Source organism: Luteimonas sp. Soil_C_16, from assembly GCF_057657295.1.
Genome location: NZ_JBDGIS010000006.1, coordinates 244,968 through 257,550 on the forward strand (window position 1 = coordinate 244,968; position 12,583 = coordinate 257,550).

Genomic DNA, 12,583 nt, shown 5'->3' on the forward strand with positions numbered 1-12,583 from the left:
CGCCAGCGCCCTCACACGATTGCGGGGCGCGATGGCGGCGGAGCATACACCGGCGGCGCCTGGACGATGTCGCTGTCAGCCCGCTCCGCGGCCCACTAGACTGCTGCGATGCATACGCGCGCCAGCGACCTGACGATCCGCGACTGCGGCGCGGCCGATACCGCAGCCCGCGATGCCCTGATCACCCGCGCGTTTCTCGATGCGCCGCACGCCGATGGGACCGAGGCCGCGATTGCCGCGGCGCTGGATGCGCGCGGCATGGCGTCCGTCTCGCTGCTGGCCTCGCGCGCCGGAATGGTCGTCGGTTGCGTGCTGACGTCGCCGGTGGCCCTGTCCGACGGCACGAGCGGCTGGCACGGGCTCGGGCCGATCGCAGTCGAGCCGGCCCAGCAGCGCCAGGGCATCGGCGTCGCGTTGATGGACGCCGCACTGGCGCGTCTGCGCGCCGATGGCGCCGCCGGCTGCGTGGTGCTCGGTGATCCCGCCTACTACGGTCGCTTCGGCTTCGTCGCCGATCCGCGGCTCGCGCTGCCGGGCGTGCCGCCCGCGTATTTCCAGTGCCTGTCGTTCAGCGGCGCGGTGCCCGAGGCGATCGTGCGGTACGACGGGGCCTTCGGCCCGACCTGACGGCCGCGCGTGACCGGATATCCCTCAGAGCCGCGAGAACGACCACGACTGCATGCGCCCGTCGCGGTACGGCATCACGCCGTGGAACGCGCGCGGGTCGGTATCGAACACCAGCGGCAGGAACTGGCGGTCGCCTTCCCACAGCGGCAACTCGAGGATGCGGTCGACGTCGACCCATTCCAGCGTGCCTTCCGGGTTCGAGGTCATCGGCGTGCCCGCGAACGCCTCGATGACGAACAGAAAGCCTAGCCAGTCCTCGCCATGCTTGCCGAAGCCTGGCCAGCTGATCGTCCCGCGCAGCGTCATCGCCTCGCAGGTGATGCCAGCCTCTTCCATGATCTCGCGACGCATGCCGGCGACGACATCCTCGTCCGGCTCGACCTTGCCGCCGAGACCGTTGTACTTGCCCAGGTGATGGTCGCCGGGCCGCGCGTTGCGATGGATCATCAGCACCTGGCGGCGGTCGGGCGAGAGCACGTAGCCGAGGGTGGCGACGATCGGGGTGTAGGGCATCGGGAGGCGGTCGAGGACGTCGGAAGCCCGCCATTGTAACGAGGCGGCGATCGGATCCCGGTAGCCGTCACGGATCCTCAAGCTCGTCGTCCCAGCGCACGCCGGGACCCATCTTGCGTTTCCGTTCCCGGAAGACACAGCGAAAATGGATCCCGGCGTGCGCCGGGATGACGGCATCCATGTGCGATACGACTGGGCGGGAGATGCGTCAGCCGCGCATCGCGCGCATGCGATCGAGCACCGACTTCAGCGCCAGCGGCCGTACCGGCTTGGGCAGCAGCGACAGGCCCGTGGCGAGCGCGTCGCTGCGGACCGCGCCGGTATCGTCGGCGCTGACGATCAGTGTCGGGCGCTCGCCGAAGCGCGCGGCGAGTCGCGTGTGCAGTGCGATGCCGGTGTCGCCGTCATCGAGGTGATAGTCGAACACCCACAGGTCGGCCGGCATCCGCGTGAGCGCGTGCGCGGCCGCATCGCCATCGGCGACCGCGTCCACGCTGCAGCCCCAGCCGCGCAGCAACGCGGCCAGTGCATCCAGCGCCGCGGATTCGTTGTCGACGACCAGCACGCGCGCGCCTGCGAGCCCCGCGCGGGTGGGCGGCGGCGCGGCACGATCGGGCTGCGCACCGGGCACCGCGATCGAGAACACCGTCCCATGCCCCGCCCGGCTGCGCAGCGCAATCGGCGCCTGCAGCAGATGCGCGATGCGGTCCGCGATCGCCAGGCCCAGACCAAGCCCCTGCCCGGCGGCGCCTTCGCCACGGCGGAACTCCTCGAAGATCACCGCCTGCTGCGCGTCCGGAATGCCGGAGCCGGTGTCGTGCACTTCGATGCGCACCTGTCCGCCGACGCGCCGCGCGCCGATCAGCACGCCGCCGCACTGCGTGTAGCGCACCGCGTTGCCGAGAAAGTTCTGCAGCACGCGCCGCAGCAGCTGCGGATCGCTGTCGACCCAGACGCGGCTGCGCACGTAACGGAACGTCAGACCGCGCTCGGCCGCGAGCGCGGCGAATTCGGAGGCCAGCGGCTCCAGCACCTCGGCCAGCGGAAACGCACGCGGCTGCGGCACCAGGCCGCCTGCCTCCAGCCGCGACATGTCGAAGAGGCCGGTCAGCAGATCGCTGGTGGAATCCAGTGCGCCGCGGATCTGCCGCAGGCGCGGCTCCACATCGCCTGGCAACTGCTGCGACAGCGCGTCGGTGAACAGCTGCGCGGCGTGCAGCGGCTGCATCAGATCGTGACCGACGGCGGTCAGGAAGCGGGTCTTGGCGAGGTTCGCGCGCTCGGCTTCGCGACGGGCCTGGTCGAGACTGTCGGTGCGCTCGGCGACGCGCTGCTCCAGCGTCTCGTTCGACAACCGCAAGGCGCGTTCCGTATGGCGGAATGCGGTGACATCGGTGAAGGTCGCGACGAAGCCGCCGCCGGGCATCGTATTGCCGCGGATCTCGATGACCTGCCCGCCCGCCAGCCGGCGCTCGGCGACATAGGGCGTGCCGGCGCGCATGTGCCGCAGGCGCTTGTCGACCTCGGCCTCGACATCGACCGCGCCGATCAGGCCACTGCCGACGTTGTGCCGCACCAGCGCCGCGACTTCGACACCCACGCGCAGCAGCGATGCCGGATAGCCGAACAGTTCGGCATAGCGCGCGTTCCATGCAACGAGCCGCAGCTTGTCGTCGACCACGCTGATGCCCTGGGTCATGTTCTCCAGCGCCGCTTCGAGTACGCGCTGGTTGAAGCGCAGATCCTGCGAGGCCTCGCCGACGATCGCCGCGACGGTATCGAAGTCCGGGCCCGCATCGCGCCGCGCGGCGTCGAGGAGCAGACGCGCGGATGCCGCGCCGAGCACGGCCGAGAGTTCGCGCTCCATCCGCGCCTGCACGCGTCTCGGCACAGGACCCTGCGCCGGCGCGTCCTGCAGCAGTTCGTCGACGCGCGCGCTCGACAGGAACCGCCGACCGGCGCTCGCCAGGGTCTGCCGGCTCGCACCGGGACGGCGCCGGCGCGCGGCGGCGTCGTCGGGCGAATGGCGCAGCGACAGCAGCAGGGTCAGCGTCACCCCGACGAACAGGCTCGCACCGACGGCACGACCGAGCCGGCTCCAGCCGGTCAGCCCGAACAGGCCATCGGGCGACAACCACGCGAGCGTCGCCGGCCAGGCCTGCAGCCATGTCGACGCGTCGCCGGCGAGCATCGGCACCAGCATCACCCAGGCCCAGGCCGCGAACGCCGCGAGCACGCCGACCAGGGCGGCGAACGGCGGCGTCTGCGGGCGCAGCACCGCGAAACCGAGCGCCGGCACCAGCGTCGCCAGCGCCGAGAAGGAGACCGCGCCGACATCGGCCAGCGCGTCGTTGCCGCTGACCATGCGGCTGTAGATCCAGCCCAGCAGCATGATCGCGACGATCACCCCACGCCGCAGCATCAGCAGCGCACCGCGATGATCGTCGCCATCGCCGCGCGACCACGCACCGCGCAGCAGGCCCGGCGCGAACCAGTGGTTGCCGATCATCAGGCTCAGCGTCAGCGTGCTGACGATGACCATGCCGGTCGCCGCGCTCAGGCCGCCGAGGAACACCACCAGTGCGAGTCCCTCCTGCCCCATCGCCAGCGGCAGCGCGAGCGCGTACATGTCCGAGGACACCGAATCGCCGAGCAGTGCACTGCCCGCGCGCGCGAGCGGCAGCATCGGCAGCGCGATCAGCAGCAGGTACAGCGGGAAACGCCAGCGCGCCGCGCGCACGTGCGATTCGTCGCGGCACTCCACGACGCCGACATGGAACTGATGCGGCATGATGAACATCGCCGCCGCGCCCAGCAGCACCAGCGGCACGAAACCGCTGGCGCCACCGACCACTGGCGACACGACCGCGGACGAAGCGAGCGCGGGCAGCCCGCGCAGGCCAAACCACACGAACAGGCCCAGCGCGAGCATCGCCGCGAGCTTGAACACCGATTCGAAGGCCATCGCCAGCACGAGGCCGCGGTTGTGTCCCGCGGCGCTCGCGCGGCGCGTGCCGAACAGCATCGTGAACAGCGCCATCGCCAGCGCCACGTACAGCGCGCTGTCCTGCCACGGCGCCACCGCGCCGGCCTGCGCCTGCGGATGGCCGAGCAGCGTCGCGTAGCTCATCGCGACTGCTTTCAGCTGCAGTGCGATGTAGGGCACCAGACCCAGCGCGACGACCAGCGTGACCGTCGCGGCGAGCCAAGCATCGCGCCCGAGCCGCGAGGCGATCAGATCCGCCAGCGACGTCGCGTTGCTGTCGCGCGCGAGCCGCACCAGCCGCAGCAACACCGGCCACGCCAGCAGATGGAACAGGATCGCGCCGAGGAAGGTCGGGGGCAGCGGCCAGCCGTAACGCGCGGCCTGCGTGACCGTGCCGTAGAAGGTCCACGAGGTGCAATGCACCGCGAGCGACAGCACATAGATGTGTCGCCAGCGCGCACCGAGCGCATCGGGATGCCGCTCGCCGTAGACCGCGGCGGCGAACATCGCGGCCAGCCACAGGCCGACCGCGGCGACGACGACGCCGACACTCAACATGCCGTGTTCCTGATGCGCGTTGTCGATGCCGCAATCACGGCGTGGCGTCCCCTCGATTCGCCGGCGAGCATAGCGCAGCGCAAGCCTTGATCCGGACGCACGAAGGCCGCCCGCAGGCGGCCTCCGCTTCCATCGATCACGTCGGAACCGCGACGCGTCAGAAGTTGTAGCGCACCGACACGTACCAGTTGCGCGGCCAGCCGTAGTACGCGGTCTGGATGTTGCCCACGCTGGCGAACTCCTGGCCTTCGACCTTGTAGGTCTTGTCGGTCAGGTTGCGCACGCCGGCGCGGACCTGCCACACGTACTGCGGCGAATCCCACACGCCGTAGGCGCCGACCAGGGTGTACGCGTCCTGGCTGAGGTTGGCGCGGTTGTCGACCGACAGCCAGGTGTCGCTGCGGTACGACACGTCGCCGCCCACGCTGACCTGGCCGCCGTTGGCGAGCGGGAAGCCGTGCTGCAGGGCCACGCGCGCGGTCCACTCCGGCGAGAACGGCACGTGATCGTGGTTGACGTTCGGATCGAAGCCCGGATACGCGGGGTCGAGACGGAAATCCTCGAAGGACTTGTACTGCGCATCGAGGTAGCCGACCTGCGCACTCAACGTCGTGGTCTCGCCCAGCAGCGCGCTGCCTTCGAACTCGATGCCCTTGATCTCGAGCTCGGCGGCATTGAGCACCGGGAACGTGCCGACATCCTGCGACACGCGCGCCTGGAAATCCTTGTACTCGCTCCAGAACGCCGCGACGCTGCCGCGCAGGCGGTTGTCCGACGAACTGCCTTTCATGCCCACTTCGTAGGTCCAGACGAATTCCGGATCGAAGTCCGGCGCCGCTGCATCGGCGCGCGAATTGGCGCGGCCGTTGAAGCCGCCCGCCTTGAAGCCGCGGTTCGCCGACACGTAGCCCATCAGATTGTCGGAGAACGCCTTCTGCAGGCTCACCGACGGCGTCCACGCGGTCCAGCTCTTCTTCGCGCTGAAGGCGACGGTCTCGTTGAGCGCGCTGAGCGGTGCGCCCCAGAACGTGCTGGTGCTGCGGTCGTAGTCCTTGGTGTCGCGCGTCCAGCGCAGGCCGGCGGCGAGCGTCCAGGTCGGCACGAACTCCCAGTTCGCGTGCGCGAATGCGGCGATGCTCTCGGTGCTCAGATCGTCGGCGATCGTGCGCAGGAACGGCACGCGCGTACCGGCGAACGAGAAGAGATCGTCGGCGTAGGCCTCCTGGTAGGACGGCACGTCCTCCTTCATGTAGTACGCGCCGAACGTGGTCTGCAGGTTGCGGCCGTTGTCGTACTGCAGCTGGAATTCCTGGCTGAACTGGTTCTGGTCCAGCGCGACCAGCACGTCGCCGAGTTCGAATTCGGAGGCGTCGATGTCGATGAAGGAATGCGTCTCCAGCTCGCGGTACGAGGTGATGCTCTTGAACAGCAGCGCATCGCTCAGATCCCATTCTGCCGCCAGCGACACGCCCGAGTGCTTCAGCTCCTGACCCTGGTCCGGACGGAAGGAGGTGCGCGCGGTGAAATCGAACTCCCCTGTCGGCGCCGGCAACAGCGTAACCGGGCCCAGCACGAGATCGGTGCGGCGCAGCGGCGCGGTGGGCTGGCCCAGCGAAAGCGCGGCGTCCTGCTTCGTGTGGTCGATCGACAGCGTCGCGCGGAAGTCGTCGGTGGGCTGGAACGCGATCTTGGCGCGGAGCGCGCGGGTGTCGTCGTCGTTGTAGTGCTTGCCGCTCACGCGGTCACGGATGAAGCCGTCGTGGTTGAGCCACGCGCCGGCGAAGCTGGCCGCGACGGTGTCGCTGAGCTTGCCGGAAACGTAGAAGCGGCCTTCGGCACGGCCATGGTCGCCGCCGGTGAGTTCGACCGCGCCGCCGCTGTCGTCGAAGGGATTCTTGGTCGTGACCTTGATCGCGCCGCCGGTCGAATTCTTGCCGTACAGCGTGCCCTGCGGGCCGCGCAGCACTTCGACCTGCTGGACGTCGAACAGCGAGAACAAAGCGCCGTTGATGCGCGAGTAGTAGACGTCGTCGACGTACAGGCCCACGCCCGGATCGAAGGTCTGCAACGCGTCGGGCTGGCCGATGCCGCGGATGAAGGCGTTGACGCTGTTGGCCGAACCGCGGCCCTGCACGATGTTGAGGTTGGGCACGGCGCCCTGCAGGCCGTCGATGTTGTTGGCCTGCAGGTCTTTCAGCTGTTCCTCGCCGAAGGCGCTGACCGCGACCGGCACGTCCTGGATCGATTCGCTGCGGCGGCGCGCGGTGACGGTGATCGCATCCAGCGTCGTGGCGGAACTGCCGGTCTGCGCCTGCGGCGCCGGTTCGGCGGCCTGCTGCGCATGGACCGCAGGCACGGACAGGCCGAAACCGACGGCCAGACTCAGGGCGGTATGCCGGATGGTGTTGCGCTTCATTGTGTCCCCTCCCACGGGTCGCATGTGTGCGGCACGGTGCCGCCCGAACGCAAGACTAGGGAGTGACGGCGGCGCGCGGCATCGTACCTTCGGACAATGGCCGCCGGTGCGCGGCCACGCCGACACTGCGCCCCATCTGGCCCGCGGGCCGCGGGTGGTGTGGGGCGACATGGACTTTCTGATCGTACTGGGCGCGCTGGTGTTCCTGATGGTGGTCGCCTACCGCGGCTACAGCGTGATCCTGTTCGCGCCGATCGCCGCACTCGGCGCGGTGCTGCTGACCGACCCCACGCTGGTCGCGCCGATGTTCACCGGCCTCTTCATGGACAAGATGGTCGGCTTCCTGAAGCTGTATTTCCCGGTGTTCCTGCTCGGTGCGGTGTTCGGCAAGGTCATCGAACTGTCGGGTTTCTCGAAATCGATCGTCGCCGCGACCATCCGGCTGTTCGGGCCGAAGCAGGCGATGCTGTCGATCGTCGTGGTCTGCGCGCTGCTGACCTACGGCGGCGTGTCGCTGTTCGTCGTGGTGTTCGCGGTGTACCCCTTCGCCTCCGAGCTGTTCCGCCAGAGCGACATTCCCAAGCGCCTGATCCCGGGCACGATCGCCCTCGGCGCCTTCACCTTCACCATGGATGCCCTGCCCGGCACGCCACAGATCCAGAACATCATCCCGACCTCGTTCTTCGGCACCGACGCCTGGGCGGCGCCTGTGCTGGGCACGATCGGCGGCGTCTTCATCCTCGCCATCGGCATGATGTATCTCGAATGGCGCCGCCGCGCGGCGCTGCGTGCCGGAGAAGGCTACGGTGATCCGGCGACCCTGCTCAACGAACCCGCGCCGTTCGCCGGCGGCACGCTCGCCAACCCCCTGATCGCGCTGCTGCCGCTGGTGCTGGTCGGCGTGAGCAACATCGTGTTCACCCGCTGGATTCCGACCTTCTATGGCGAGAGCCACAGTTTCCTCCCGAGCGTGATCGGCGACCCCGCACCGGTCGTGCAGGAAGTCTCGCGGATCGCGGCGATCTGGGCCGTCCAGGGCGCGTTGCTGGTCGGCATCCTCACCGTGCTGGCATTCGCCTGGAAGCCGGTGCTGACCAGCTTCGCCGAGGGCACCAAGACCGCGATCAACGGTGCGTTGCTGGCCTCGATGAACACCGCATCCGAATACGGCTTCGGCGCCGTCATCGCCGCGCTGCCGGGCTTCCTGCTGGTGACACGCGGGCTCGGCACGATTTCCGATCCGCTGGTAAATGAAGCCGTCACCGTGACCGCGCTCGCCGGCATCACCGGCTCGGCCTCGGGCGGCATGGGCATCGCGCTCGCGGCGATGTCGGAGACCTTCATCGCCAATGCGAACGCGGCCGGTATTCCGATGGAAGTCCTGCACCGCGTCGCGTCGATGGCGTCCGGCGGCATGGACACGCTGCCGCACAACGGCGCGGTGATCACCCTGCTCGCCGTGACCGGCCTGACCCATCGCCAGGCCTACAAGGACATCTTCGCGATCACGCTGATCAAGACCCTCGCGGTGTTCGTGATCATCGGCCTGTTCTACGCGACCGGCTGGGTCTGAAGGTCCGCGTCAGCGTCGCTGGCGCGCGAACTGCAGGATTGCCTGTAAGGGCAGTGCGCCGGACTGACGCGCGATCTCGCGACCGCCGGCGAACAGCACCAGCGTCGGGATGCTGCGGATATGGAATCGGCCGCCGAGCACCGGTTCGGCCTCGGTATCGACCTTGGCCAGCACGATCCGCGGCGCGAGCTGCGCGGCGGCCTGCTCGAACGCAGGCGCCATCGACAGGCACGGCCCGCACCACGGCGCCCAGAAATCGACCAGCAGCGGCAGATCCGACTGCAGTGCGTGCGCGTCGAATGTGCCCGCGGTCAAGGTGATCGGGTGTGCCGGCAACAAGGCGGCTTGGCACTTGCCGCAGGTCGGCGCATCCGCCAGCCGCGCATGCGGCACGCGGTTGCGGGTGTGGCATTGCGGACAGGCGACGATGGCGGAATCGGTCATGGTGTGCTCCCTTCCTGTGCAGCGTGCACGCGCGCGCGTGGACACGCGGACTAAGGTGTCAGCCAGCGCCCGGCAGCAGGCGCGCGATCAGCGCCTCGTAGAGATCGGGCAGCGCTTCGAGATCGGCGACGCGGATGTGCTCGTCGACCTGATGGATGCTCGCGTTGACCGGCCCGATCTCGATGCACTGCGCGCCCAGCGGCGCGATGAAGCGCGCATCCGAGGTGCCGCCGCCGGTGCTTTCCTCGGGCGGTGCGCCGGCGAACGTCGTCAGCACCTCGCGCGCCGCCGCGCGCAGCGGGCCTTCGGGCGTGTAGAACGGTTCGCCGCTGCGATGCCAGGCCAGCGTGTAGTCGAGTGCATGGCGATCGAGCAGTGCCGCGATCTCGGCTTCCAGCTTCGGCGCATCCCAGTGCGGCGTGTAGCGCAGGTTGAACTGCACGGTCGCGGTGCCGGGAATGACGTTCGTCGCACCGGTGCCGGCGGCGATGTTGCTGATCTGCAGGCTGGTCGGCGGAAAGGATTCGAAGCCGCCATCCCAGCGCCGCGCGACCAGTTCGGCCAGCGCCGGCGCCACGTCGTGGATCGGATTGCGCGCCTTGTCCGGGTACGCCACGTGCCCCTGCACGCCGCGCACCGTCAGCGTCGCCGACAGGCTGCCGCGCCGGCCGACGCGCAGCAGATCGCCCAGCGTCGACGTCGACGACGGCTCGCCGGTGATGCACCAGTCGATGCGCGTGCCGCGCTCTTCGAACGTGCGCGCGACGCGACGCACGCCGTCGATCGCATCGCCCTCCTCGTCCGAGGTCAGCAGCAGCGCGAGCGTGCCGGTGTGATTAGGATGCGCACCGACGAAGCGCTCGGCCGCGATGACGAAGGCGGCGACGCCACTCTTCATGTCCGCTGCGCCACGGCCGTACAGCACACCTTCGCGGATCTCGGGCGCGAACGGATCAGACATCCACGCCTCGACCGGCCCGCTCGGCACGACATCGGTGTGGCCCAGCAGCACCAGCACCGGCGCGCCCTGCCCGTGCGTGGCCCAGAGATTGTCGACCTCGCCATGGCGCATCGACTCGATCGCGAAGCCTGCGGCCTGCAGGCGCGCGGCGATCAGCGCCTGGCAGCCGGCATCGTCGGGCGTGACCGATTTGCGTGCGATCAGGTCACGGGTGAGATCGAGAACAGCTGACATGGGGGGACACACCTGAAGTCACGAGAAATCGGAAATATGGAAGCGCGCTTGTGCTCGCATCCCCTTTCGGGGGGGCGCGCGATGCGGCTCGACCGGGAACGCGTCATCGCGCGCAAGCGCGCTCCCACCAAGGTACTCAGTCGATACCGAAGCGCTTCTTGAAGCCGTTGTCGCTGAAACCCTGGCTGACCTCGCCGTCATCGGTCACCACCAGCGGACGCCGGATCAGCTGCGGATACTCGCGCAGCAACAGCTTCCACTCCGCATCACTGGCCGCGGCCTTGCGGTTGTCCGGCAGCTGCCGCCAGGTCGTCGAGGACTTGTTGACGATCGCCTCGAATCCGCCGAGCTTGCCGGCCCACTCGACCAGCGTCTCCGGCGTCGGCTTGGCATCGCGGTAATCGACGAACGTGTGCGCGACGCCGAAGCGGTCGAGCCACTTCGTCGCCTTCTTGCATGTATCGCAGTTCTTCAATCCGTACAACGTCGTCATGCGCGTGCCATCGTGGAGTATCGGAAGAATGCGCAGAATCTCACAGCAGCAGTTCCGAGACGACCTCGAAGCGAACCCGTGGTAGCCGAAAACAGAGCGCATGCCCCACGTCACCGCCCAGCTCACCGACCCATTCGCATTCGATCCGCAAGGCCTCCAGGGGCTCAAGCGTTGCCTCGTCGACCGGCAGCGAGATACGGGTCCAGGCCACGCGGCCGTCGGGCGCCACGGCGAGCGCCGTGTCCTGGCACGCGAGGAACCGGAGCGCGGCCTCGCGGCCGGCGAAGGCGCCGCGCCACCAGTCGGCGTCTGCGGGTGGCGGCGAATCGACAGCGCGCAGACAGGTGTGCAGCGCCGGCGCCGCGCCGCCGCCTGGATCGATGCGCGTCTCGAGCACGCTGCCGCGCCAGTCGTGCCGAAACCTAGCCGCCAGCTCCGGCTGCATCGCATCGCTGCACAGGCGCGCGCCGATTACGTGCAACACGCTGTCCATCACGTTCGTCGCGAACAGCACCGTCGGTGCCGCATTGACGGGTGTGTCGTCGGCCAGCAAGTAGCCGCGCCAGTTGCTTTGCAGGGGAGACGGAAAGCCGCGTCGAAACAGGCCCGCCGAAGCAGGACCGAAATGCCCGTGTCGATAGGTCAGCACCGTGAATGGCGTGCGTCCCGCGTGCTGCCAGTAGCGTGTTCCCGACGGCGGCGTCGGCATCGCTGTCACGTCCACCCACCATGTGACGTAGGCCACATCCACCACGTCGCTGCGCAAGCGAGGCACCGGCAGGACGGTGCAGACGCGGCGGCGCAGCTCCGTCCAGCGTGCGTGGCCAACCAATGCTTCCAGCCAGCGTGCGCCACGGCCGGGATGGCGATAGCGCGCCAGCGCGGACAGCGACACGGCAGTCGCGCGAGGCACGCCGGAACTCAGTCCGCCAGACCGCGCAGCAGGTCGTTGACGCTGGTCTTGCTGCGGGTCTTCTCGTCGACCTGCTTGACGATCACCGCGCAGTACAGCGAATGCGAGCCGTCCTGCGACGGCAGCTGGCCGGAGACGACGACGCTGCCCGGCGGCACGTAGCCGTAGCTGACTTCGCCGGTCGCGCGGTTGTAGATGCGGGTCGACTGGCCGAGGAACACGCCCATGCCGATCACGCTGTGGTGGCCGACGACGACGCCTTCGACGACTTCCGAACGCGCACCGATGAAGCAGTGGTCTTCGATGATCGTGGGGCTGGCCTGCAGCGGTTCCAGCACGCCGCCGATGCCGGCGCCGCCCGAGAGGTGCACGTGCTTGCCGATCTGCGCGCAGGAGCCGACGGTCGCCCAGGTGTCGACCATCGTGCCTTCGCCGACATACGCGCCGATGTTGACGAAGCTCGGCATCAGCACGACGTCGCGGCCGAAGTAGGTGCCACGACGCACGGCCGCACCTGGCACCACGCGCACGCCGGCGGCCTTGAACTTCGCTGCGTCGTAGCCGGCGAAGCGCGGCTCGACCTTGTCCCAGAACGGCGCCGGCTGCGCATCGACGACGGCCATGTCGTTGGTGCGGAAATACAGCAGCACCGCTTTCTTCAGCCACTCGTTGACCTGCCAGCCGCCGTTGCCATCGGGTTGGGCGACGCGCAGTTCGCCCGACTCCAGGCCCTGCATCGCCTGTTCGACGGCCGGTTTGACGGCGTCACCGATCTCGGCGGCGGTCAGTTCGGCGCGACGCGCGAACGCATCTTCGATGGTGGTCTGCAGGGCTTGGGTCATGACGGGACTTCGTGGGGAAAAAC

Annotated in this window: 10 protein-coding genes; 2 read left to right on the top strand and 8 right to left on the bottom strand. The window is 68.9% G+C overall.

All coding sequences use genetic code 11. The features are described from left to right. The first annotated feature begins 108 nt into the window (after positions 1-108). Positions 109-627: a GNAT family N-acetyltransferase gene (locus tag AC3A5T_RS13145; protein ID WP_487628948.1), complete on the top strand. Its 519-nt coding sequence runs from the start codon at positions 109-111 to the stop codon at positions 625-627. A 24-nt stretch (positions 628-651) separates the two neighbouring features. Here the strand turns inward: AC3A5T_RS13145 and AC3A5T_RS13150 are convergent, their stop codons facing one another. The 3 genes from AC3A5T_RS13150 to AC3A5T_RS13160 form a co-directional block, all read right to left on the bottom strand. After that, on the bottom strand, positions 652-1,140 hold the full coding sequence (locus AC3A5T_RS13150; RefSeq protein ID WP_332077655.1) for an NUDIX hydrolase: 489 nt from the start codon (positions 1,138-1,140) through the stop codon (positions 652-654). A 208-nt stretch (positions 1,141-1,348) separates the two neighbouring features. Then, positions 1,349-4,684, bottom strand: coding sequence for a PAS-domain containing protein (locus AC3A5T_RS13155; protein WP_487628949.1), 3,336 nt, complete (start codon positions 4,682-4,684; stop codon positions 1,349-1,351). A gap of 157 nt (positions 4,685-4,841) precedes the next feature. After that, complete coding sequence (locus tag AC3A5T_RS13160; protein WP_487628950.1) at positions 4,842-7,100, bottom strand: TonB-dependent receptor; 2,259 nt, start codon at positions 7,098-7,100, stop codon at positions 4,842-4,844. Between the two features lie 169 nt (positions 7,101-7,269). On the opposite strand from AC3A5T_RS13160, the gene AC3A5T_RS13165 reads away from it, so the two are divergent. Next, on the top strand, positions 7,270-8,673 hold the full coding sequence (locus AC3A5T_RS13165; RefSeq protein ID WP_487628951.1) for a GntP family permease: 1,404 nt from the start codon (positions 7,270-7,272) through the stop codon (positions 8,671-8,673). Between the two features lie 9 nt (positions 8,674-8,682). Here AC3A5T_RS13165 and trxC read toward each other — a convergent pair whose 3' ends face one another. The 5 genes from trxC to dapD all read right to left on the bottom strand — a co-directional run bounded on the left by trxC (position 8,683) and on the right by dapD (position 12,560). Beyond that, positions 8,683-9,117, bottom strand: a complete 435-nt coding sequence (gene trxC, locus AC3A5T_RS13170) for a thioredoxin TrxC (RefSeq protein WP_487628952.1) — start codon at positions 9,115-9,117, stop codon at positions 8,683-8,685. A gap of 58 nt (positions 9,118-9,175) precedes the next feature. After that, positions 9,176-10,312 carry a succinyl-diaminopimelate desuccinylase gene (gene dapE / locus AC3A5T_RS13175; protein WP_487628953.1) on the bottom strand — a complete coding sequence of 379 codons (1,137 nt, stop codon included), beginning with the start codon at positions 10,310-10,312 and terminating at the stop codon, positions 9,176-9,178. Positions 10,313-10,448: 136 nt separating this feature from the next. Beyond that, positions 10,449-10,805: an arsenate reductase gene (locus AC3A5T_RS13180; protein WP_487628954.1), complete on the bottom strand. Its 357-nt coding sequence runs from the start codon at positions 10,803-10,805 to the stop codon at positions 10,449-10,451. Positions 10,806-10,845: 40 nt separating this feature from the next. Next, positions 10,846-11,700 carry a hypothetical protein gene (locus tag AC3A5T_RS13185; protein WP_487628955.1) on the bottom strand — a complete coding sequence of 285 codons (855 nt, stop codon included), beginning with the start codon at positions 11,698-11,700 and terminating at the stop codon, positions 10,846-10,848. Positions 11,701-11,726: 26 nt separating this feature from the next. After that, the gene (gene dapD, locus AC3A5T_RS13190) at positions 11,727-12,560 is read right to left on the bottom strand and encodes a 2,3,4,5-tetrahydropyridine-2,6-dicarboxylate N-succinyltransferase (protein WP_487628956.1); all 834 of its coding nucleotides are present in this window, start codon (positions 12,558-12,560) and stop codon (positions 11,727-11,729) included. Positions 12,561-12,583: the final 23 nt, after the last annotated feature.